The organism is Bacillus horti (genome assembly GCF_030813115.1).
In the GTDB taxonomy this organism is placed as follows: Bacteria; Bacillota; Bacilli; order Caldalkalibacillales; family JCM-10596; genus Bacillus_CH; species Bacillus_CH horti.
The window spans coordinates 416,891-441,440 of sequence record NZ_JAUSTY010000001.1 but is presented as its reverse complement, the minus strand read 5'-3'; the positions used below and the strand labels follow the sequence as shown (position 1 = coordinate 441,440).

15 protein-coding genes, 1 pseudogene and 1 CRISPR repeat array are annotated in these 24,550 nt (G+C 40.6%); of the genes and pseudogenes, 12 read left to right on the top strand and 4 right to left on the bottom strand.

What is annotated here, in order from left to right:
* Window positions 1–16 precede the first annotated feature (16 nt).
* Window positions 17–945, top strand: a pseudogene (locus tag J2S11_RS01990) (MBL fold metallo-hydrolase).
* A 261-nt stretch (window positions 946–1,206) separates the two neighbouring features.
* A CRISPR array of direct repeats spans window positions 1,207–1,500; the repeat unit is 32 nt; unit sequence GTTGCACTCTACACGAGTGCATGGATTGAAAT.
* A gap of 504 nt (window positions 1,501–2,004) precedes the next feature.
* On the opposite strand, the gene J2S11_RS01985 reads toward J2S11_RS01990, so the two are convergent.
* Complete coding sequence (locus J2S11_RS01985) at window positions 2,005–2,784, bottom strand: alpha/beta fold hydrolase (protein ID WP_307390220.1); 780 nt, start codon at window positions 2,782–2,784, stop codon at window positions 2,005–2,007.
* Window positions 2,785–3,086: 302 nt separating this feature from the next.
* Here J2S11_RS01985 and J2S11_RS01980 point away from each other — a divergent pair, with 302 nt between their 5' ends.
* From J2S11_RS01980 to J2S11_RS01940, 9 genes are all read left to right on the top strand, one after another.
* Window positions 3,087–3,698 carry a TetR/AcrR family transcriptional regulator gene (locus J2S11_RS01980; protein WP_307390172.1) on the top strand — a complete coding sequence of 204 codons (612 nt, stop codon included), beginning with the start codon at window positions 3,087–3,089 and terminating at the stop codon, window positions 3,696–3,698.
* 429 nt (window positions 3,699–4,127) lie between these two features.
* On the top strand, window positions 4,128–5,051 hold the full coding sequence (locus J2S11_RS01975; protein ID WP_307390170.1) for a S41 family peptidase: 924 nt from the start codon (window positions 4,128–4,130) through the stop codon (window positions 5,049–5,051).
* Window positions 5,052–5,352: 301 nt separating this feature from the next.
* Window positions 5,353–13,098 carry a type I pullulanase gene (pulA, locus tag J2S11_RS01970; protein WP_307390167.1) on the top strand — a complete coding sequence of 2,582 codons (7,746 nt, stop codon included), beginning with the start codon at window positions 5,353–5,355 and terminating at the stop codon, window positions 13,096–13,098.
* Between the two features lie 248 nt (window positions 13,099–13,346).
* Window positions 13,347–13,928 carry a short-chain dehydrogenase gene (locus J2S11_RS01965; RefSeq protein WP_307390164.1) on the top strand — a complete coding sequence of 194 codons (582 nt, stop codon included), beginning with the start codon at window positions 13,347–13,349 and terminating at the stop codon, window positions 13,926–13,928.
* 321 nt (window positions 13,929–14,249) lie between these two features.
* Window positions 14,250–15,899, top strand: a complete 1,650-nt coding sequence (locus tag J2S11_RS01960) for a thiamine pyrophosphate-binding protein (RefSeq protein ID WP_307390161.1) — start codon at window positions 14,250–14,252, stop codon at window positions 15,897–15,899.
* 92 nt (window positions 15,900–15,991) lie between these two features.
* Window positions 15,992–16,369: a carboxymuconolactone decarboxylase family protein gene (locus J2S11_RS01955; protein ID WP_307390158.1), complete on the top strand. Its 378-nt coding sequence runs from the start codon at window positions 15,992–15,994 to the stop codon at window positions 16,367–16,369.
* Between the two features lie 80 nt (window positions 16,370–16,449).
* On the top strand, window positions 16,450–16,827 hold the full coding sequence (locus J2S11_RS01950) for a hypothetical protein (protein ID WP_307390156.1): 378 nt from the start codon (window positions 16,450–16,452) through the stop codon (window positions 16,825–16,827).
* Between the two features lie 19 nt (window positions 16,828–16,846).
* Window positions 16,847–18,130 carry a methyl-accepting chemotaxis protein gene (locus J2S11_RS01945; RefSeq protein WP_307390154.1) on the top strand — a complete coding sequence of 428 codons (1,284 nt, stop codon included), beginning with the start codon at window positions 16,847–16,849 and terminating at the stop codon, window positions 18,128–18,130.
* A 102-nt stretch (window positions 18,131–18,232) separates the two neighbouring features.
* Complete coding sequence (locus J2S11_RS01940; RefSeq protein WP_307390151.1) at window positions 18,233–18,496, top strand: hypothetical protein; 264 nt, start codon at window positions 18,233–18,235, stop codon at window positions 18,494–18,496.
* 71 nt (window positions 18,497–18,567) lie between these two features.
* On the opposite strand, the gene J2S11_RS01935 is transcribed toward J2S11_RS01940, so the two are convergent.
* The 3 genes from J2S11_RS01935 to J2S11_RS01925 all read right to left on the bottom strand — a co-directional run bounded on the left by J2S11_RS01935 (window position 18,568) and on the right by J2S11_RS01925 (window position 21,638).
* Window positions 18,568–19,836, bottom strand: a complete 1,269-nt coding sequence (locus J2S11_RS01935) for an MFS transporter (RefSeq protein ID WP_307390148.1) — start codon at window positions 19,834–19,836, stop codon at window positions 18,568–18,570.
* Window positions 19,837–19,925: 89 nt separating this feature from the next.
* Window positions 19,926–20,513 (bottom strand): ArsR/SmtB family transcription factor, encoded by a 588-nt coding sequence (locus tag J2S11_RS01930; RefSeq protein ID WP_307390147.1) that lies wholly within the window; start codon window positions 20,511–20,513, stop codon window positions 19,926–19,928.
* Between the two features lie 234 nt (window positions 20,514–20,747).
* Window positions 20,748–21,638: a glutamate biosynthesis transcriptional regulator GltC gene (locus J2S11_RS01925; RefSeq protein WP_307390145.1), complete on the bottom strand. Its 891-nt coding sequence runs from the start codon at window positions 21,636–21,638 to the stop codon at window positions 20,748–20,750.
* A gap of 255 nt (window positions 21,639–21,893) precedes the next feature.
* Here J2S11_RS01925 and J2S11_RS01920 point away from each other — a divergent pair, with 255 nt between their 5' ends.
* Both J2S11_RS01920 and J2S11_RS01915 read left to right on the top strand, forming a co-directional pair.
* The gene (locus tag J2S11_RS01920) at window positions 21,894–23,681 is read left to right on the top strand and encodes a 2-oxoacid:acceptor oxidoreductase subunit alpha (RefSeq protein ID WP_307390143.1); all 1,788 of its coding nucleotides are present in this window, start codon (window positions 21,894–21,896) and stop codon (window positions 23,679–23,681) included.
* Window positions 23,648–24,511 carry a 2-oxoacid:ferredoxin oxidoreductase subunit beta gene (locus tag J2S11_RS01915; protein ID WP_307390140.1) on the top strand — a complete coding sequence of 288 codons (864 nt, stop codon included), beginning with the start codon at window positions 23,648–23,650 and terminating at the stop codon, window positions 24,509–24,511. Before J2S11_RS01920 ends, J2S11_RS01915 begins: the two co-directional genes overlap by 34 nt.
* The last annotated feature ends 39 nt before the right edge of the window (window positions 24,512–24,550 follow it).

The window sequence follows — 24,550 nt, the reverse complement described above, 5'->3', positions numbered from 1 at the left end:
GAGGTAATTTAACCTGATGAGTTCTCAAAAACGCTACTCCAATATAGACAACGTGTCTACTCATAAAACCTTTAAAGATATGCGCAATTGGCAAAAGTGCGAAAAAGCAAAGTAGTGGATATGAGCTACGTTGTGCCACAATCTGATGTGAAAGAGGTAGACTTTTTAAGAGAGAATCGTTCAAAGACTTCTATTACATGGATAGGTCATTCTACGTTTCTCATCCAGTTTAAAGGATTAAATATCGTCACTGATCCTGTTTGGGCAAAACGAATGGGCTTTTCCAAACGATTGTCTGGGCCAGGACTGACAATGAACGAGCTGCCACCTATTGATATTGTTTTAATTTCACATGGGCATTACGATCACTTACATATTCCTTCATTACGAGCACTTCCGGGAGACCCATTGTTGCTTGTACCAGAAGGACTTGCTAGCATGCTTGGAAAGAAAGGTTTTAAAAAGGTGAAGGAAGTCCCTTGGTGGAGCTCGGTGGAAGAGAATGGAGTCACATTCGATATGGTTCCTGCCCAGCATTGGACAAGGAGAACGCCTTGGGATACAAATACTTCCCACTGGGGAGGATGGACGATCAGAGAAGGTGGCGCTAGTGAAGGAGCTATCTACTTTGCTGGAGATAGTGGCTACTTTCATGGGTTTAAAAAGATAGGTGAAGCCTATTCTATTGATACGGCTCTAATTCCTATTGGAGCCTATGATCCAGAGTGGTTTATGAAGGTATCTCATATGACACCTGAGGAAGCGGTGCAAACCTACTTGGATTTAGGTGCGAAGAAGTTTATCCCTATGCACTATGGCGCATTTAGACTAGCAGATGATACGGCGGAAGAGGCTCTAATGAGGTTGAAAAATGAATGGGAACGTAGGGAAATATCAGGTCAAGAGCTAGTGATTATGGATCTTGGACAGACGATAAAGGATTAATGAGCTCGGTTTTAACTTAGCCAATACTCTTAAAATTATTGATTATCATAAAGGAATAGAAGTTATGAATATAAAATCTTCACCGACGCTTCTGGTGCGAACCCCAAGCTTACATAAAATCCCTAGGAGGTTCGCACCTGTTGGTATATAAGGGATTATAGAATTTTATAATGAAAAATCAACTAATATATGGTAACCTGAAAATAGGTTCGCACTTTTGGGCATCTCAAGCCTGGTGTATAAAGGTTTATTTTGCTCGCTGTTGCACTCTACACGAGTGCATGGATTGAAATCCTTGGCTCATGAGGTCGCCTTCACTCTGCCGTGTTGCACTCTACACGAGTGCATGGATTGAAATACACCAGCTCCACGCAAAAAGACTTTTACGGCTCGTTGCACTCTACACGAGTGCATGGATTGAAATGACGATTGGCACGACGTTACTTATAAAACCATAGGTTGCACTCTACACGAGTGCATGGATTGAAATATTCAGGACTTTAAATTTATCTATATCTAAAAAGTTGCACTCTATACGAGTGCACAGAGTTAATTATGGAGATTGAAGAAAAGCTGTTTATCCGGATATCTTACTCTTAGTGCGAACCCCAAGCTCACATAAAATCCCTAGGAGGTTCGCACCTGTTGCTATACAAGGGATTGCAGGATTGGATAATGAAAAATATTATAAAATATGGTAATATAAAAATAGTTTCGCACTTTTGGCCTTCTTAACCCATGGTGTATAAGGGCTCATTTTGCTCGCTGTTGCACTCTACATGAGTGCATGGATTGAAATTCTGTAACGTGGTTTATGTATACAAAAAACAGCGGTTGCACTCTACATGAGTGCATGGATTGAAATTTACTTGGACTTGTCCTACAGCTTGTTCAGCTTCGTTGCACTCTACCTGAGTGCATGGATTGAAATTGATCTAGTTCTGATTGGATTTTAAATAGCTTCGATGCACTCTCCCCGAGCACATAAAGTGAGAACAACACAGAAAAAAGCCAAAAGGTAAAGCACACCTTTTGGCTTTGCATTTTTAACAAAGATATCTAACTCAACTTCCTAGAAATAAAGCTCCCAACCACTTGCGAAAACTCATTCGGATATTCCTTCTGCGACCAATGTCTGCATTCATCCATAATATGTAGCTCTGAATCAGGAATAAGCTTGTGAGCTCTACGTGCATGATCAACAGGTATCGTTCGATCATCAGAACCGTGAATGATTAACGTTGGCACATCAATATTTGGCATTTGATCCCCGAAATAACTGCGTAACCCTTGGCGCCCCATGTAATCACTTCTTTGAAAAGACTCATACGCTCTTCCAAAGTGAGGATTTAAAGCCTCCTGATAGATTTCATCAAGTAGCTCGTCTGTAATATTCTCAGGTTTATAAAATAGACCGGCTTTCACAATGGTACGAATAAAGGACTTCTTTCTCATCATATATAAGGACAGACGATTGAGTGGTGTTCTCACATAGAAATGATAGGTAATAAAATGCCACTCCCACTTCTTCGCCATTCCGTTTGCTCCCACCAAGCCAAGAGCTGTAGCTCTCTCAGGAAACTGCAGGGTAAAGCTTAAAACAACTCCTCCCCCTAAGGAAAGCCCCATGACCATCGCTTTATCTAGCTTTAGTTCATCCATAAAAGCTTTGATAAAGTGGGCATAGAAGTTCGTGGAATATTGAACTCCGGAACGATATTCACTCTGCCCATAACCAGGTAAATCTAAGGCATAAACTTGAGCTTGATGGGACAGGTTTTCAATGATCCTGTCCCAGGATAATTTAGCCGAGTCCATTCCTCCTCCATGGATAAGGATGATTGGTGGACCTGAGTCCCCTGTGGTATAACAATGAGTTTTAAGCCATTGACGTTTACCCAGATACTTTTTACTTTAGTAGATAACATGATAACACTCCTTAACAAGGATTAATTATAAAGTTGAAGATTCAACTCAGTTGATTTTTCCGTCCACGTAAATTTATATAATGAAATATAATAATAAAAATATTTCATTTCATAATTTATTTTATCCTATTAATAGTGAGAGGGCAAGGAGTTATGAAGTTTTTGTTTTGAAATAGTTCAAAATGTATAATATGATAAAGGTGAGGTGATTTTATGAACGGATATGAAAGAAGAACGGAACGTAAAAAAGAAGGCATTTGTCGGGCTGCTATACAGCTATTTATGGAGCACGGCATACGTAAGGTAAGGATCAGTGAGGTTGCTAAGAAAGCTGGAGTATCCCAGGTAACGATCTATAATTATTTCGGAAGTAAAGACGAGTTAGTTCTTCTGGCCCTTTCCTATTACATGGAAGCACAGATTGAGGAGTTTCAGTCAGTTGTAGAAAGTGATCGTTCTTTCGTTGAAAAAATAGAGTGGTTTATCCTGGAAAAAACAAAAGCATTCGACTCAATGAGTGTGGAGTTCTTAGATATATTTACATCTAGTGATCCAGAAATAGCTATTCAAATGAAGCGGTACGAAGAAAAAATCCTTCCTTTTGTAGAAGGATTTATTGATCAAGGAAAAGAACAAGGCTACTTTAATAGGGAACTCTCGAGGGAAACGCTAATGTTTTATATGCAGATGTTTAGTAATCAGGCAACACAGTATTTGGAGCGTTATCCAGAAGGAGAACAGAAGCGTCACGTATATAAAGAGCTTTTACAAGTATTTTTTAATGGTGTTAAGGGAGATAGTTCAAGTAAGATAACCAATTTGTAATACTTGTTTGAATTTTAAAAAATCCCTAATTTGGCACCTTATTTGTACTTTTCAGCGATGTTTATTAAAGCTTCAGCAAACACTTCGGGCTCCTCAAAAGGAAGGTTATGAGCAACATCTTTAAATCTAATGATCTCCTTTGAAGGGGCTTTTAGCCCATTGAAAAATTCGAACTTTGACCTCCTTCCTCTGATCGTTTCTCCCATTTTCAGAAAGAAGTTTCTTTTGGTATTAATAACTGTATAGTTTCACTTGCTAATCCCCATGTAGTTCGTTTATAATCGAACTATATCATAAAGTTCGATATTGGTCGAACTATATTTAATGTTGATAATCTATTTTCTATTAAGCTATTGAAAACCAAGACAATTTAAGTCAGAAGTTGATTTATTGATCCTGGAGATACATTAGTATAAAGGAGACAAGGGCATGAGGGATACTGAAAAACAAATAGTTAGTCCATTAGATGGCAAAGGGATAGTAACGAAGGTAATAGAGCTTTTGGAAGCCAATTATGTGGTTACAGAAAAGACAGAGGAGATTGTTGAAGGCATTAAGAAAAAGCTCGATGAGGGACAGTATGAGTCACTAGACAACTATGAAGATTTAGCAAACGTTCTTACTACAGATCTACTAGAGTTAAGTGGGGATAAGCATCTTTATGTAAGAGCCATTGCCAAGGATAAGGGGGAGTCAAAGCTAAGCTTAGATGATTGGCTCAAGCAAGAAAGAGAGGAAGAAATAACAGAGAACTATGGTTTCACCGAAGCAAAGATCCTAGATGGAAACATTGGATATCTAAAAATAACTGGTTTTATGCACCCAGATCGAGGAATCGATACATGTAATGCTGCTATGAAATTCCTCGAAAATACTAAGGCAATAGTCATCGATATTAGGAATAATGGTGGGGGATACGGTGGACTTTCAGAGTATCTAATCAGCTACTTTTTTGATGAAATGCCGACACATCTTTCGACGACCTACTTTATGGAAGAGGGAGCCACAGAAGCACAAACATTTAGCCATTCATTTGTGGTTGGTAAAAGGAGAGTAGAGAAGGAGCATAAGCTGTATATTCTGGTGAATGAAAAAACAGTTTCGGCAGCTGAGTATTTTGCGTATGTCCTACAGGCAAACAAAAAAGCAATCATTGTGGGAGAAACATCAGCAGGTGGAGCATATAGAAATACGTATTTTCCGCTAAATGAGAAGCTTAGAATATCCATTTCTACAGGTCGTCCTATTATAAAAGCCACTGGGACAAGTTGGGAAGGGGTAGGAGTCATTCCTGATCTTCCATGTAACTCTGATCATGCTATCGAACTGGCTTTGGAGCATATCGGAGCTTAAGCACAAGCAAAAGCATAGGTATACTTATGAAAAAAGATCCTTCATGGGTCTTTTTTCATATTTTCAGAAAATTCATTGTCTAAAAACATACGGAATGATATGATAAAAGAGATATTATTGAAAGCGTTTGCACACTATAAATGAACTGTGAGTTCCTCTCTTCAGTACAGGTCAGTATGGGGGAACTATAAATTTCTCTAATCAACCGTAATTACATAGTTCTATTTGTGCAAACGATTGCATTAAAATTTACATTTAATCATTGCTAACTGCTATTAAATAAACTAAAGGAGATGAATGAATGAGAAACAAAATGAAGAAATGGACGGCACTAGGTTTATTTTTTGTCATGATATTCTCTTTACTTCCTTTTTATCCGACGAATATAACGCTAGCGGTTCTTGAAGATGGAGTCATTCAGGTTGACGGGTTTAAGGATTCCGCTTGGGAAACGGTTGAACAGCTTGCTTATTCAGAAGAAGATGGGTGGGAAAGTTTTAGTATAAGTGATCTACGTTTATCAAACGATAGTCAGTATTTATATTACTGGGTGGGAGCAAAACATGTACCTAATTGGGGAGAAGAGGGGCAGTATGTAAATATTGCGTTACAAATCAACGATGAGAATTCTACTGTTTCTAGCAACCCATGGAATTATCAATACAACTATTCGGGAATGGAGAACAAGCCACAGCTTCATATTATGCATAGACTTCAAAATGATAACGAGGTAAACGGTGCTGCTGTTTATCATGCATCTGATTTGACTAACCCACTGTTATCTACATGGACGGAATTAAAAGGGGCTGAGTTTGCTGTAGACCGTCTTCATGGCTTTGAAGGAAAAATTCCTCTAGCAGAGCTTGGTCTATCTAACGGTGATGAGATCAAGGCACACGTTGTATTAGGAGGAAATAACGAACATGAGCATGGAGCGTTTGACGTATTGCCTCGTGCAGATAATCAAATTGCTTCATCATGGAATGAATCTGGAGATCGTCAAAATATACAATCTACGTATAGTAGCGCCTATACAATCGAAGGCATGGAAAACAAGCTACGCATGACAAGTATGACCCCAGCTCACGAATCTATGGATATTTCTACTTCCTTAGAAGAAGTAGTTATTGAATTTAATGACACTATTACTCTAGTAAACTCAGAGAAGTCTCCGAGTGTAGTTGAAGGAGTTTACGGTTTTAGTGATTCAATTGGTGAGCCAATCGACTACACGGATGTAACAAAATCTGTACAGGTTGATGAAAATCGATTGATTCTAGAGCTGGAACAGCCTTTGAAGTATGCTCAGAGCTACAGTATTGTCCTTCCAGAAGGCACGATTTCCGGGAAGATAGAAGGAGATTGGACGGAGGATGTTATATTTACTTTTACAACGGAATGGGATCCTTCATTATTAACTACGTATAAAGTAAACTATTTCCGTTACGATGGTCAGCAAAGCCAATGGGACATGTGGACTTGGGCAGATGGTCAGGATGGAAAAGCTGTAAAATTTGCAGATACTACGGAGGATGGATTTGCTGTTGCTGAATTTAAGCTTCCTGCTCCCTCCATTCAAGTCATCACACGTCCAGGGAACTGGTCTGAACAGGAGCCACCACGAAGAATAACGGCTGCTGAAGGGGAGAAAGAGGTAGAGGTTTGGCTGATCCAGGATGTCAATCAGGTTTTCTATACAAAAGAAGAGGCAGACACGTCACCGAGAGTGAGAGCAGCTCATATGGATTCATTAAGATATATTAACGCTGTGACCACTCATGAAGTTACGGAGGATGAGCTAGTTCAGTTTAAACTAGTGGATATTGCCACAAATGCGGAAATACCTATTAACGCACAAAAAACAGGGGATAAAGCAATCCGTATTAGCATTGAAAGCACAGAACAGCTTGACGTAAGAAAAAGATATGAGCTAAAAAGTGAGTATTTCACAGGGGTTCATGTAACAATGCGTACCGTATTGGATGATCCTAGCTTTTACTATTCGGAAGATGACCTGGGGCTTACGTATACAGCTAGTCAGAGCGCCTTCAAAATATGGGCTCCAACGGCTGAAGAGGTTTCTCTTCACTTATACGATGACGCTGGAGAATTCAATGAACAGGGGCAGGTAACAGATCATACGGGTGGAGAGTCCGTAGCCATGGAACGAAATGAGCAGGGAGTGTGGTCAACTACTGTTCATGGGGATCTAAGCGATCGTTATTATATGTATAATGTGGCATTTGCAGACGGGACCGATGAATATGCTGTAGACCCTTATGCTAGAGCAGTAGCAGCGAACGGAGCAAGAACGGCTATTGTGGATTTAAAGCAAACGAATCCGGAGCAGTGGGAGCTGGATCGCAAGCCAACACTTGTACAAGCAACGGATGCTGTGATTTATGAGCTCCACGTCAGAGATTTTTCTGTTGATGTGGCATCAGAAATTGAGCATAAGGGGAAGTATAAGGCTTTTACTGAATCTGGACTACAGGACGATCAGGGCAATAGCTTAGGAATAGATCATTTGAAGGAGCTAGGTGTGACTCATGTTCATTTACTTCCTGTCTATGATTTTAAAACGGTTAATGAGCTAACAGTTAATGATCCTAACTCTACTGAGAATAAGTTTAATTGGGGTTATGATCCTCAGAACTATAACGTACCTGAAGGCTCCTATTCTACCGATCCAACTGATCCTACTAATAGAATTATAGAGTTTAAAGAAATGGTTCAGGCTCTTCATGAGAATGGGATAGGGGTCATTATGGATGTGGTTTATAACCATACGTTTAATGTGGAGGATGGTCCATTTAATAACATTGTGCCAGGCTACTATTACAGAACCAATGATGCCGGGATTATTACCAATGGCTCAGGAGTAGGAAATGAAATTGCTTCTGAAAGACCTATGGTACGCAAATATATTAAGGAATCAGTTCGCTACTGGGCTGAAGAGTACAATATTGATGGGTTTCGCTTTGATTTAATGGGATTGATTGATACAACTACAATGAAGGAATTGACTCAGGAGCTACATGAGCAAGTTGATCCAAATCTAATTATCTATGGAGAGCCGTGGACTGGTGGGAGCTCGCCTTTAACGGAACAGACACTGAAAGGCTCTCAAAAAGGATTAAACTTTGCCGTGTTTAATGATCACCTGCGTGGGGCTATTAAAGGAGATAGTGATGGGGCTGGAAAAGGCTTCGCTACGGGTGAGTCGGGTCATGAGTCAGGCATCGTTACAGGACTGCGTGGAGCGATTACTGATTTTACAGACGGACCGACGGAAACGATTAACTATGTGACGGCTCATGACAACTTAAATCTTTGGGATAAGGTCATTACTACTCAAGGCTTAAGGGATGATGTAGGCTTCCTTAATATTTTGGATGGTGAGCTACTAGATGGTGGAAATGTGGACGAAGCGGTGGCAGCGGCAGACCCTTATAAATATGTGGACGAGGCTGATTTATTTGCTAATGAGACCATTCGTCGATCGTTGCTTGCCAATGGAATTGTGCTGACATCACAAGGAATACCTTTTATTCATGCGGGAGATGAGCTTCTAAGAAGTAAATATGGTGACCATAATAGCTATAAAAGTCCAGACTCTGTCAACCAAATTCGGTGGGAGAATAAAGCAAGATTTACACTGGTTTATGAATACTATCAAGGATTAATTGAATTGCGTCAAAAGCATCCAGCGTTCAGAATGTCTACAAAGGAACAGATTGAACAGAATCTTGAGGTGTATCAGCAGGAGGGACAGATTGTCGCGTTTACGTTAAAGGATTTTGCTAATCAAGATACGTGGCAAAATATTGTGGTGATCTACAATGGTAATAATACGGCTTCAACGGCTTCTCTACCAGCCATCTCATCTGACTGGAACGTGGTCGTGAACGACCACCGTGCAGGTGTGGAAACTATAGAGACAATTACTGGTAACGAGGTATCGGTTCCAGCTTTATCCATGATGGTGCTGTATGATCAGGCTAGTGAGTATACATCTACTCCAGCTACTATTGATCTTGAGCTTGGAACAGTTGCTTTAGAGGTGGGTCAGCAACGAGCTGCTAAAGCAACGGTGAGGGATCAGAGAGGAAATCCACTGACAGATCAGGAGATGACTTGGCATTCGAGCGATAGCTCTGTAGCTACGATCTCTAATCATGGGAGAATTACAGCTTTGAGTAATGGTCAAACAAGAATTCGTGTGACCTCAGGAGAGCTTGTAGCTGAAGCTAATCTTCTTGTAGAAAGACTAGTACCTACAGAAATTGAGATCAAGGGAGACCCTGTTCTTTATGAGGGGCAGACTAACCAACTGCGAGCAGAAGTGAAGGATCAGCATGGTCAGCTCATCCAAAACCCTCAGGTTACATGGTCATCAGGTAATTCTCAGATTGCTGAGGTTAATGCATTTGGAAGGGTAACAGGAGTTTCAGCAGGTATAGTTGATATTCATGCCTCAGCTGGAGATATTGAGGATATATGGCAAGTAGAAGTGAAGCCTTACGTCAAGCGTTATATCCAGCTACAGTACGAGCGAGCTAATCAAGATTATGACGGATGGAACTTATGGGTTTGGGGAACTGGCGTACAGGAGGATCGAATTGATTTTGAGGAAGTTAGAAATGGAAAAGCGGTTGCTAATATTGAAATTGCTCCTGGTGTAACAAGAATTGGCTTTATCGTGCGCTTAAATGATTGGGAGCAAAAGGATACGGACGAAGATCGATTTATTCAAGTAGATCCAAATGATGATTTTGTCAAAGTCTTGGTACAAAGCGGACAAAGTCAATATAATCAGGTACCTTCTGTGCAGGGGCCAGTGCTTGATGATGGTAGTATTACCTTCTATTATCGTGATCCAGAGCTGTTTCGTCATGATCAAATGGGAACGATAGATGAAGTCATGCTACAGGTAAACGAAGAGAGCTTTGAGATGTCTTATGATGAAGGGGCAGAAAGATTCTATTACACATGGCATGAAGTAGAAGAGGGAACATATCCCTACACGTTTATTGTTACACGAGCCGGGCAAACGGAAGAGGTAACCGATCCGTATAATACTAGAAATGGGGTTTCAGAGGTTACCTATGGTAAGCCTGAGCTAGAGGTTTCAGCAAGCATCTTGCCTACTGAGATTCATCATGATCAAAATGCCGTACTAACTGTAAACGTAGACGGTGAAGGCAGTTCGTCTATTTCTAAGGTGTATGCTGACCTTACGATGTTAGGTGGTGAAGCTCAGGTTGAGCTGGATAAGGAGCTGCTAAGCCAATCTATTGCTGTTCAAAATTCAGTAGGTGCTGGTCAAAAAGAGATTCCAATCACTGTTGTCGATGAGTTTGGGAACTCTCACCGAACAAAAACACAGCTTAACGTTGTGCCAAAGGTGTACGAATCAGAGATGGACTTTGATTGGGATGAAGCAAGGATTTACTTTATGCTTACGGATCGATTTTATAATGGCGACCCAACTAATGATAACCCTAACGGTGAAAACTATGATACAACTCATTTAGAAACGTATCATGGTGGGGACCTGCGTGGGATTATTGAAAAGCTAGATTATTTAGAGGCATTAGGCATCAATACAATTTGGATTACACCTATTGTAGATAATATTGATTTTAATGTTGGAGAAGGGCAGCCTTGGGAATATCAATATGCCTATCATGGATATTGGGCTAAGGATTTTACGAAAATTGATGAGCACTTAGGAGACTTAGATACATTGAAGGAGCTTATTGATCAAGCCCATGATCGAGGGATAAAGCTAATGGTAGACGTTGTGCTCAATCATGCCGGATATGGTATGAAGGTAACAGATGAAAATGTTAATGAGGTAACAAACTTTCCAACAGCTGAGGATCAAGAAAGATTTAGAGATATTATTCGTACTGAACCAGGAAGTGGAGACATAACGGGAGAGCTTGCAGGACTACCTGACTTCGAAACGGAAAATCCAGCCGTCCGTGAGCAGATCATACAGTGGCAGGTAGACTGGCTAGAGCGTGCTAGAACAGATCGGGGAGACACGATAGACTATTTCCGTGTAGACACAGTCAAGCATGTGGAATCCACCACCTGGAAGGCGTTTAAAAATGCACTCACGACCGTACAGCCAGAATTTAAATTGATTGGAGAATCGTTTGGAGATGATGTAGCGAATCAAAATGGCTATTTACGTAGTGGACAAATGGATAGTTTGCTAGACTTCACATTTAAACATAAAGCACAAGCGTTTGTGAACGGAGATATTGATGCTGTAGAGGAGTATTTACAGTACAGAAATGAACAGATGGATAATACAGCAACATTAGGTCAATTTCTAAGCAGTCATGATGAGGATGGATTTTTAAGTGAATATGTAGATGGTGATGAAGGCAAGCTTAAGGTCGCTGCCGCGCTACAAATAACGGCTAAAGGTCAGCCTGTTATCTATTACGGAGAAGAGCTTGGTCATTCTGGCAGGAACGCTAACTTTGATCAGGATATTCTAGGTGAAAATCGTAGACCAATGCCATGGGACAAAGTAGAGGAAAAAGCGGATTTGCTAGAGCATTATTCCAAGCTGCTCAATATCCGTGGAGATTACTCCGAGATTTTTTCTAGAGGATCTAGAAAGCAAGTTGCAGGAGGAAGTGAAGAGGGATATAGCTTATTCCAAAGAGCTTATGAAGGAAATTCTATATATGTCGGATTAAATACTGACACAGAAGCTAAGGATGTTACTTTTCACACAGACCTTGCTAAAGGAACAGAGGTGGTAGATGTTTTTCATAATAAGACGTATGAAGTGAATGGAGCAGGTGAATTGACTGTCATGCTGCCTGATCGAGATCAAGGAGGCACAGTTATTTTAGTGCCCAATGCTGAATCAGAGCCTGGTCCAAAACCAAATCCTGAACCAAATCCAGATCCAGTAGATGAAAATTTAGAGCAAGAAACTGGAGGCCAGAACCCTACTGACTCTCGTCAGCCTAATGAGCAATATATAGCTAATCCTAAGGTTGATCAGGAAGGGAACATTAGAGTAAAGGTTAACGATGGAGTAGACAAGGTAATCCTACCAGCTAAAGCAGAAGCTTTTGACAATAATCACACTCTAATCGTTGAGGGAGCAGGGATAACCTTAGAAATTCCGAGTGGAGTGCTTCTACAATTACAGCAGCTAGTGACAGAGGATGAGTTAAATGAAGCGGAGATTGTGCTAGAAATCAGTGAGGTGGAATCTACTACTCTGCATTCACTTTTACAAAGCGCTAGTGGGCTTGAAGGAGCACAGCTTCAAAAAGCAGGGGCAGCGTTTGATATCCATTTAGCTATTTTTACAAAGGATGGGAGCATACATGCCGCTCAGGAGTTAGGGGAAGCTATCGTGCTTAAGCTACAGGCTGATAAAGATCAACAGGAGACTAGAAATATTACTGGAATCTATCAGCTAAATGACAGTGGGGAGCTCAAGTATGTATTCGGGCAAGGGATAGATGTCGACTCACCTTCGGATAAAGTCTTAATGGGAGATGTGAAGCATCTTAGCATGTATATAGTCGCGTCATACACTAAGGATTTTGCTGATATACCTGTGGAGCATCAAGCCGCGGCTGCCATTCAAGAGCTTGCCGCTAGACAGATCATTAAAGGAGTTACACTGGATACCTTTGCTCCTGAACATAAACTTACAAGAGCAGAGTTTACTACACTTATAGTAAGAGTATTAGGTCTTTCTTCTTCTAACCCATCTGCTCTAAATTTTACGGATGTTTCAGAGCATAGCTGGTATACCGAATCTGTTGCAGCCGCTTATGAGGCAGGTTTGATACAAGGAAGAACAAATGAACGGTTTGACCCTAACTCAGCACTGTCCTATGAAGAAATAAATGCCATTCTAGAAAGAGTCTATTTAAGCATAGGAAGCAGTGGTGCTGACCAGCTAAAGCTTCCTCTCGATCAGAAAGATTCTAAGAGGGAAATCACTCGTGCAGAGGTGGCCCAAATACTATTTCAATTGATCGGTACTGATCTTTAGTAGGGCTGTACAAGGAACTCTATCCTGATTTAATGTAACTAATGACAATATTGGTAACACAAGCTAGTACATCATCTAAGTGGTAAGAGATGTACTAGCTTTTTTATGGGAGATATGGATTACTAAAACTTCTTCAATCCCTCAATGTATGAATAGATTTGCTGTGTAATTTTAGCAAATAAGGGTATGTGTAAAATAAGGTGTGTACCCAATAAGTAGAGAGATAGAATAGAAAGGAGAGCTAAAGCATGAAGCACGCGCTCGTTGTCGGAGGAACAGGAATGCTAACAGACGTCTGCTTATGGCTAGTGGATGAAGGCTATCATTTATCCGTTATAGGCAGAGACTCTAGTAAGCATGAAAGGCTGAAAGCTGAGAGCAAGCAACCAGAAAGGGTTTCGGGACTAAAGGTAGATTACTTAGATGATAAGAAACTGCGAGCACAAGTAAAGGAGTCCATACAAAGAAATGGGCCTATAGAGCTACTTATTATGTGGGTTCACTCCAAAGCGAAAAATGCTCCGGCAATCATTTTAGGAGAGATTGAACAACACTCTTCAAATCAATGGAAATGCTTTCACTTGAAAGGAAGTAACTCCTATATAGAAGAAGTTAAGAAAGACAGTCTTGAGGAAATTAAAAAGACAGTTCCTTATTTAGAAAATTGCCTATATAGACAGGTTTGGTTAGGCTACATTGAAGAGGAAGAAAAGTCTCGCTGGCTCACACATGAAGAAATATCAACCGGAACAATAGACGCCATAAAAGAGGAAAAGCATATCACTTTAATTGGTCAGCTTGAACCATGGCATTTAAAACCATTTAAATAATCAAGAACAAGCAATGAATGGGGAGAATTCACAAAAAGACCTATAAATTAACCAAAAAATAACAAAAAAACTCCGATCTGTTAATAGACAGAAAATTAGGGGTTTTTTTATTTTTAATTTTTATTTACGGACACATGTCCAATTTCCCTTCAAATAGAAGCATTCTGAGGAACTACTTGGAATTCTGTTAGATAATTTTACATAATTTTATCAAAAATAGTATAAAAGTTCTACTTCATATGTCCGATATAAAGTAGTGTTAAGTCCTTAATTCTGCAATATAGAAAAATACGAAAGAAAAAAAGGGTGTGGAGAGTTTTCATGTCAAAGGTAGCAGCTACATTCGTTCAGCAATTAAAGCGCAAAGGCTGTCAGTATGTTTTTGGTGTACCCGGAAAGCCGATCGTCCCCCTCATCTTAGAAATGAAAGATCAAGGAATTGAATTTGTGCTAGCTCGTCATGAATGTGGAGCTGGCTATATAGCAACGGGATATGCCTTACAAAATCAAACCCTAGCTGTTGCGATGGGAACCTCAGGACCAGGAGGCACAAACCTGATAACAGCTGCGGGTCAAGCAAAAGCGTTTCATGCGCCAGTACTTTTTATCACTGGGCATCCTCCTTTAACCCAAACAGGGAAAGCATTAGGGCAGGATTCAAGTATGTTTGGCACTGATTTAGTTGAGTTATTTAAGCCTGTTACAAATTTCAGTGCAAAGGTAGAAAGCGGGAAGGCCCTTAAGTATTATTTAGAGCATGCCTTCCAAAAAGCGTTAACTGGACAGAAGGGACCTGTACATCTGTCCATCCCACTAGATGTATTGCTAGAGGATATTGAACCTTTTGAGTTACCTTTACAAGACCTGCAAGACAAGACCATTTCCACAAGCTTTGACCAGGTAGAAGCCACTCTAAGGCGTGCAGAACGTCCCGTCATGTTATTGGGCAAGGGAGTTCACATTTCTGGAGCCTATGATGAAGTTCGTTCCTTAGCTGAGCAATGGAATGTCCCGGTCATGACTACGCCAGGAGGAAAAGGGACTTTTCCAAGTACACATCCCTTATCTTTAGGAAGCTTTGGACTGGGTGGAACAGAAGCAGCCACAGCGTACTTAAAAGACGGAGCTGATGTAATGATCGTCATTGGCTCAAAGCTAAGTGACATGTCACTAGCCGGATTAAATGAAGCGATGTATCCAAAGAGAGTCATCCAGTTTGACTACAATCCTGATTTTGTAGGTAAATCCTTGCCAGTAGAAACGGTATTTGTTCAGGGAGATGCAAAGCGCAATTTGCAGCAATTCCTTTCTCTTTATCCATCAAATCCTTCTATAACGATTGATTTAATGGATTATCTTCAGAAGGAAGCCGATGTACGTCATGCCGTTAAACAGCAACAAAGTGAAGGAGAAAGACTTTCTGCAGCTTTTGTAATGGAAGTACTGCGAGAGCATTTGCCGGATGAAACGATTGTTTATGGCGACGATGGAAGTCACACGTTCTATGCCATTAAGCATTTTGATATTCGTCAAGCAGGAACATTTTTCTTTGATGATGTTTTTGGAGCGATGGGTCATGCCATTGGCTTTGCTATTGGAGCAAAGCTTGCTAAGCCAGAGCAGACTATAGCGTGTTTTACTGGAGATGGCTGTTTGTTCATGCATGGTACAGAGATATCAACGGCAGTTAGCCAAAAGGCGAATATTATTTTCTACGTCCTAAATAACGGAATGCTAGACATGGTAGACAAAGGCATGCTACATAACCTTGGGAGATCAGAGGGAACGAGATATGAAACGGAGATTCATGTGGCTCAATTTGCTGAATCTCTGGGAGCTAAAGGCTATCGTTGTTCCACAGTAGAAGATATTGAGGCAGCGACAAAGGAAGCGTTACAAGCCTCTGGTCCAGTCGTGATTGAAATTCTTGTGAAGAAGGACGAAATTCCTCCTACTCTACAAAGAGGGTAAGAGCTGTTTATTATGAAGGCAATCTATGAAAAAGAAATACTAACCTTTCTAGCAAAGTACGTGCTACCTAACTACACTAGAGGAGGAAGACAATGACTACAAAAAGAGAAATTGGCTGGTCTAATATTGAAAAGCTAGCAGGTGAGAGAGGAAAACGCTCTATGGAGGAGATTGAAAAATTTTCACCACGTTTAGCTAAATTAGCTTTGGAATTTGGTTACGGAGACGTATACGATCATCCTAGCTTAGATTTGAAGCAGCGGGCATTGATTACCCTCTCTTCTCTTATCACGCAGGGAGATGTGGGACGAGGATTAGCGTACCACTTTAGAGCCGCTTTGAACGTAGGACTGATTAAGGATGAAATTTTAGAAGTAATTCATCATTGTAGTGCATATGCAGGCTTTCCAAAAGCGATCCATGCTTTGTTTATCTTTAAGGAAGTTTACGACGAAGAAAACAAAGGATAAAAGAAGTTTTATTAACATGTCTTATAGCTAATTACTATATGAACCTATCAAAAAACTAAAAATATTAGGAGGCAACAAACATGGCAAAATATGAAACAAAAGTTTACAAGGACGTGTTTTACTTTAAGTACAATGAAATGGCAGAAACTGTGGCTGAAGCTAGTCAGCAAGCTGCAGAAGTTAAAAAGGCTCTATCTCAGCCAAATATTACAAAGTTTTTAAACGATAACAGTAACATTAAAACAGTAGCAAAGCCAGAAGTAAACGAGGTGTGGGGAGAATTAATGAAATGGGTATCAGAGAACGTAGAGAAGAATGCAACGATCGCTTCTAATGTGACGCTGAAAATGCAATTAAACAGGTTATCTAAAGAATCAGGTACGTATGAGAGCATCAGAGCCTTTACTAACCTGGAAGAAGCTCTGGAATTTATGGGTATTCCAGAGATGACTTTATAGGATAAACAGGGTCAACAAAATGAAAAATAAACGTCAACCCCATAACCTTTTATCCCTAACACTATTTTTCTTTGTTCTTGTTATCGTACTGTTACCTGTTGCTGGAGCATGGGTAGCAACACTGGTGATCGGTGATCTTACTATATCAACACCAACCTTCTGGTTCATTATGCTTGGTAGTGTTGTTCTTGCTCTTGTTGTTGCTCATTTCTTTGCAAGAATTTGGCTTGCTCCCATTCGCAAGGTTCAAAACTGGATGGATGGATCTGAAAAAGGTGCGGCTTTCCCCCTTGATCCTAAAGAAGCGAACAGCGCATTTGGTGCGTTCATCCTTTCCCTACATGCAGGGAAAAAGGGTACTGCTTCACTAAATGGAAAGGACAAGCAGGATAATGAGACAGCCCAAATCGCAGATCAGACAGCTGTTGTAGCTGCACAGCTTATGGCTACAACGGGTGAGGCCACTCAGGCTACCGGAGATATTTCCACAACGTTCCAAGAAATGGCGAGTGGTGCAGAAGAAACATTAAATTCAGTTCAAGCTATCAATACCACGGCCTCTGAGATTTTCTTTAGCTTGACTGAGATTGCGGAGAGTATCAAGTTTGTTACAGATTCCTCGAAACTGGCTATCGAGCATTCTAATAAAGGGAATGATGTGGTTGAAAAAATCACGTTGCAAATGGGCTCTATTCGTGACCATGTGAATCATTCCATCGATGTTGTTGGAGAGATGCAAGAGAAATCTAATCAGGTAGGAGACATCATTTCTCTGATTAATGACATTTCTAACCAAACGAACCTTCTAGCGTTAAATGCGGCTATTGAAGCGGCTAGGGCTGGAGAGCATGGTAAAGGCTTCTCTGTTGTAGCTGATGAGGTTAGAAAGCTAGCCGAACAAACAAACCAAGCGACTGGAACGATTCAAAATCTTATGCAGGAAATCCAAAGGGGTACCACTCAGGTCGTAGAGGTTATCCAATTAGGTGGAGATTCAGTTCAAGAAGGAATTACCCTAAACAAAGAAGTAGGTAAAGTATTTAAAGACATTTATTCGAACGTTGACGAAGTTGATGAATTCATTCAGGATCTATCTTCAGCGATTACGGACGTTACGAAAAATATGAACAACGTTTCTACTTCGCTAAACAATGTGTCAGAAAACACAAGCCAGTCCACGGGTCATATGCAAAATGTTGTGGCCATTGCCGAGCAACTTCATGCTTCTATGCAGGAGGTTTCTGCTTCAGCAAGTCTATTGGCAGATATTGCAGAAGGGCTTCGTAAAAGAGTCAAACAATAGACATGATTTTTTTCTCGATTATTGATACACTAAGTGTAGCAGTAATCGAGATTTTTTTGGATGGATAAGCTGAATTTCCAAATAGAAGGGCTGTGATGCATAATGATGGAATTTCTTTATTTCCCAGAAAACAAGCTAGAATATCTTCCATCTGTTGCTTTTTTGATTATTACGCTTGCTCTGGCGATGTATATGATGATGTTCATTCTAAAGATAAATAGAAAACAGGAGCGCAAGGCAAAGGAATTAGAACAGCAGATCATGATGAAGATGGAGGCGTCAGAGACTTCCAGGATGTCCAAGGCTGAAGAAAGCTCTTCATCTCAAAAAGTAACAACGCGACACATACAGGCTGACAAACAATAGTCGAGTGCTTAGACACTCGACTATTTCTTTATTTACATCATTAATTCTCTGACTTAATCCTACATGTACAGCTAATCTACCGTCCGAATATCAGGAACCTTCCAGTATACGATAGGAATGGCAATGAGTAAGGGTAAAGCTCCGAAGGTCATAATTGTATTTATGCTTACTCCAGCTGCTAAAAGGATAGATGTTATAGCATAGGATATCGGAATTAACCCCATACTGCTCATAGATAATAGACTCATGACCCTACCGAGCATCTCTTGAGATATCAAGCTTTGCACCACAGAAATAAGTGGTAGGTTGACAATAGACATCGTTAAACCGATGAATAGGACGAAAATGAAACTGAGCCAGAAAAACGGAGATAAGCTAAGAGCTAAGTAGAATAACGCCGTAAAACCTATTCCAATTATCGCTATTTTACCTCTTTTCTTACGTACGTTTAAGATCCCTATTATGATCGAACCTATAAGCATTCCACCAGCGATAGCCCCTTCTAAATAACTATATTCTAGGGTTTCCCCTCCTAAAACATTTTTGACGAATAACGGTAGCCCCATCACCAAAGGACCGGCTATAAACAGGTTTAGAAATAACGTTAGCATCAGTAATGTGCTAAGAAACGAGGATTTCTTAACGTAGCTGAGACCTTCTTTAATGGATTGAAGCATACCTGTAGAAGCCGTTCCTTCCTCTACAGAATCCTTTTTCTTCAGCTTGATCATATAGACACAAATACTGGCCATAAAAAGAAGAGCTGCCACTACACCAAAGCTAAAAGCATAACCTCCCCAGACAATAAGAAAGCCGGCAACCATGGGGCCAAATATGGTACAAAACTGATTGGTCATCTGAATAACAGAGTTCGCTCTAGTAATCGTATCTTTTTTCACAATGGTTGGGATTAACGAGCTGCTTGCTGGCCAGAAAAACGCATCGAGTATACCGAAGATAAGGGCTAAACCCACAAAAGACCATAAAGTAACAGCGTCAAGGAGAACAAGCAGTACAACACCAACAAGCAAAATAGCTCTTGTGATGTCGGAAATAAACATAATTAATGATCGACTCATCCGATCGGCCAGCACTCCTCCAACAGCCATAAATAACAATCTTGGGACAGATGAGGCGATAAATATTAGACCGATGGAAGCTTCTAATCCTAATCGATCCACAACATACCATGATTGACTGAATAAAAACATAGAGATGCTTATACTGGAAAAAGCTGAGGCAATCCACAAAAAAATAAAATTGTGCTGTTTAAAAAGGGATGGAGTTGACTGCCCTTGTTCTTCAAGCTTTGAACTTTCTTGAATAGAAATATCGTTCATTGTTAACCATCTACCCTTCAGGATTAGAATTGTAATTCAATTTTCATAGCACCCTAATCTGACCCAGTTACTAGGTACTGTTGTGTATATCATGCTTCTTCTTCATCCTCTTCAATTGGAACAACTATCCAGTTGATATGATGCTTTTTTCCTTTGCTGTCCTTCTGTTGATCTGAATCAGCTAGCAGCATATGAACCAGTTCATCCATTTTCTCCTGCAGCCATTGAATTTGATCTTTTGTCAGGTTCGTATTAATGGCTCTTCCCGTGAGCAGAGAATCCTCGCTGTTTATACTTTCACTAAATAATTTATCCTCTGCCTTGCTTACTAATTCTCTACTTAAGTCTAGTGAACTAAGAATGTTAGATCTCATACTGTCCGTAATTAGATCGGAATGAGGAAGTAAACCATGATCAATTTTTAACTGATAGGCGACTGACCGATAAAATTTCTGCATAATCCCATTCTTTTCTTCTGTTCTTTCTACGGTGACAATTTCAGCTTTTTCAAGCTCCTTTAAATGGTAGTGAATTTTCGAAGCTGGAAGACCTAGCGAATCACCAATCATTTTGCCAGTCATAGATTGCTCAATAATTTTCCATAGAATTTTTATCCTAAGTGGATCACCAATTGCCTTTAATTGTTCAATGTTTTTAATTTCGTAAACCTCTTTCATGTACCTCACCTCTTATTTCTTTATTGTGTTACTTCCTAATCATGGTTTTATATAAAAACACAACGTTCAAATATTCCTGAACGTATTATAATAATATTATGTTCAATTTGTCAATATCCTTTAGAAAAAATAAAAAGCATCTCTTTTAAGAGATGCATGATGTAATATTAATTTTAGTGAAATCCAGTCCATGACCAGCTACTTATTTGAATCATCTATGATCTTTATTAGATCTTATTTTCGATGATAATACTCGGCTAGAAAAATCCGAAACAGCCTTTCCGCAGGAAGAAGCTTACGAGACCGGGACGTAATATAACCTACTGTTCGGGTTACCTCTGGCTCACTGATTTTCACATAAGCAGGGTTAATTGGCCCTGATTCATTAATAGCAACGGCAGGTAGTAGCCCCACGCCTAGTCCAGCAGCAACTAATCCCCGAATCGTATCTGTCTCCTCACCCTCAAACGCAATTTTCGGAGTAAAGCCTGCCTTTTCACACGCCTCCATCACGATTGTTCGCATCGTAAATCCAGAGCGGAATACAACAAAGGGTTCCTGCTTGAGCTGTTCCAAACGGATAGAGCCTTCTTTCGCTAACACATGCTGAGGCGGTAAAAGCGCATAAATATCCTCTGTAAATAGTACATGTCCTTCTACCTCAGGATGCTTTTCTGGTACAGGGGAGACAAGAGCCAAATCAATTTCCCCTTGAATAATATCTCGTAATAGCTGTGTATACATTCCCTGACGAAGCTCAAAGGAAACATTAGGGTGTTTTTCGCGAAATGCTGATACAACGATCGGTAGAGTATAGGCCGCTAAGCTGTGTGGAAAACCTAAGCGAATTTCTCCTAACTCGGGGTCCATAAATTCATTGACCTCTTGGATGGCTTGATCGAGCTCAGCCATGACCTTTTTTATACGCTCTAGAAAAGCTTTCCCTATGGGGGTAAGCCTCACATTTCTCCCCTCGCGAACGAATAACTGTACGCCAAGCTCTGTCTCTAAATTAGAGATTTGTTTACTTACAGCCGATTGGGCCACAAGTAGCTCCTCTGCAGCCCTAGTCACATGCTCTAGTCTTGCCACCTCAATAAAGTATTTTAATTGTCTTAGCTCCATATTTGTATCTTCACCTCGCAATCGTTGGTATAAAAGCTTCCTTTAATGATGGACTAGACAACCTCTTCGAGAAGGCTTCAATAGAAGCTTTTCTTATTGCTGCTATCCTCGCTATCATCTCCTAATTGTATCACAAACAGGGCATAGTCTTTTCCAAATCATATCTAATAGAGATTGTTTCTATCTTAATAATATATTGGAAAGATTAAATTTGTCACATAAAATAACAGTATAGAGACGAAAGGGGAGCATCTAATGAAAAGTATTACTTGGATGGTCGGCGGACAACAAGGCGACGGCTTCAGTTCTAGTGGGGAAACGTTTGCTTTAGGACTTAGCCGTTTGGGCTACTATATATACGGATATTTTACGAACTCATCCCGTATTCTTGGAGGACATGCGAACTATCGTGTGCGTATCAGTACGGATTCGCGTTTATCTAACGCAGATAACCTTGATTTACTCGTGGCCTTCGATCTTGAAACCGTTGACATTAATGCCAGCAAATTATGTGACGGAGGACTTGTTCTGTGTGATTCTACACTAGATCCAGTTTTGCCAGAGGGTAAAAACATTCAACTGATTCAGGTTCCAATGATTGAAATTGCGGAAAAGCTAGGCACCAAGCTAGTGAAAAACATGGTGGCAGTTGGAGCCTCTGCGGCTATGGTAGGAGTGCGTCCAGAAATCTTCACACAGCTTATGGAGCAACGCTTCTCGCGTAAAGGAGAAAAGATTGTCAGCATGAACGTGCAGGCTATTTTGGAAGGCTATGAGTATGTGAAGAACACATATTCATTAAACGGTCAGTTTGAGCTACCAGAGATAGAGCCTGTAAAGAAAATGCTTATGACAGGAAACTCAGCACTTGGCTTAGGCTCAGTAGCAGCAGGCTGCCGTTCCATGTACGCCTATCCGATCACACCAGCTACGGACATTATGGAATATATGGCCAAAAAGCTACCTAAATTAGGTGGAATTGTGCTACAAACGGAGGACGAAATTGCAGCCATTACGATGACAATCGGTTCTGGATTCGCCGGTTCTAGAGCAATGACAGCTACCTCCGGACCAGGGCTAGCATTAATGATGGAAGCGATTGGACTTTCTGGTATGACGGAAACCCCTGTGGTGATTATTAATACACAGCGTGGGGGTCCAAGTACGGGTCTTCCTACGAAGCATGAGCAAAGTGATTTATTTGCTTCCTTATATGGAACACATGGAGAAATACCTAAAATCGTACTCGCCCCGAGCACAGCAGAAGAGTGCTACTATGATGCGATTAGGGCGTTTAATCTAGCTGAAATGTATCAATGTCCAGTTATTTTATTAACAGACCTAGCCCTTTCACAGGCGACTCAATCTGTTTCTTATATCGACCCAACACCTCCTGAGCTGGATAGAGGAAAGCTGATTCCTTTACCTAAGAAGGCTGAGGTTCTTGGAGAGAAGTATGACGCGGAAGAGCGCTATAAGCTGTTTAAGCGTTATGAAAGCACAGAGGACGGAGTGTCTCCTCGTGTATTACCAGGTACTCCGTTAGGTCTACACCACGTAACAGGAGTAGAGCATAGTGAAGTAGGTAGACCTTCCGAAGGGAAGGATAATCGTCAAATGATGATGGATAAACGCCTACGTAAAATTCAGAATATGAGCATCAAGGATGGCGTTGAACTGAACGGTGAACAAGAAAGCGACTTATTGGTTATTGGCTGGGGCTCCTCAAAAGGAGTGATCGAGGAAGCAATGGAACGTTTGGAAGGAGAAGGTCTTTCTATTTCTCACGCGCACGTTAAAGTGCTTCTACCATTCCCAACTGAAGAGCTACAGGCGTATATCCAAGGAGCTAAACAGGTTCTATTTGTAGAAAATAACGCGACTGCGCAATTAGCAGCTTTAACTCGTCAGCATATCAGCCAGATTACTCACGCTGGAGAGCTGCTGAAATACAACGGTGACCCTTTTTATCCGCATGAAATTGAGAAAAAGCTAAGGGAGATGAAGGAATGTCAACACTTAAAGACTTTCGTAACGATGTAAAACCGAATTGGTGTCCAGGCTGTGGGCACTTCTCCATTCAAGCAGCAATCCAGCGTGCGGCAGCTAATCTAGATATTACTCCAGAGCATCTTGCTGTTGTGTCCGGGATTGGTTGTTCAGGAAGAATCTCAGGCTATATTAATTCCTACGGATTCCATGGCGTACACGGAAGAGCGTTGCCTATCGCTCAAGGTGTTAAGCTAGCCAACCCTGAGCTAACAGTTATTGCCTCTGGTGGTGACGGAGATGGCTATGCGATTGGAATGGGGCATACGATTCACGCTATGCGCAGAAACATTAACATGACGTACATTGTCATGGATAATCAAATTTATGGCTTAACAAAAGGTCAAACGTCCCCTCGTAGTAAGAAGGGCTTTACCACAAAAAGTACCCCATCAGGTGCTATGGAAAAGCAAGTCCACCCGATGCAGCTTGCTTTATCCTCAGGCGTAGGATTTTTAGCTCAAGGCTTCTCTGGAGACCTAAAAGGAATTGTCTCTATGATTGAGCAAGGTATGCAGCATAATGGCTTTTCCTTAATCAATATTTTCAGCCCGTGTGTCACATATAACAAGATCAACTCCTACGATTTCTTTAAGGAGAACATTGTGAAGCTTGAGGATGAGGAAGGCTATGATAGCAGTAACCTAGGCATGGCCATGCAAAAGGTTATTGAAACAAATGGTATGCTAACGGGTGTTATTTATCAGGATCAGGAACCATCCTTTACAGATCAAATTCCTAATTTTGATCAAAATCCTATTGTCCATCAGGACTTACATTTAACCTCAGCAGCGTTAACAGAGCTAGTTGAAGAGTTTTGCTAAGATAGTTTTAATTAATAATATACAATGAGATTGATCCCC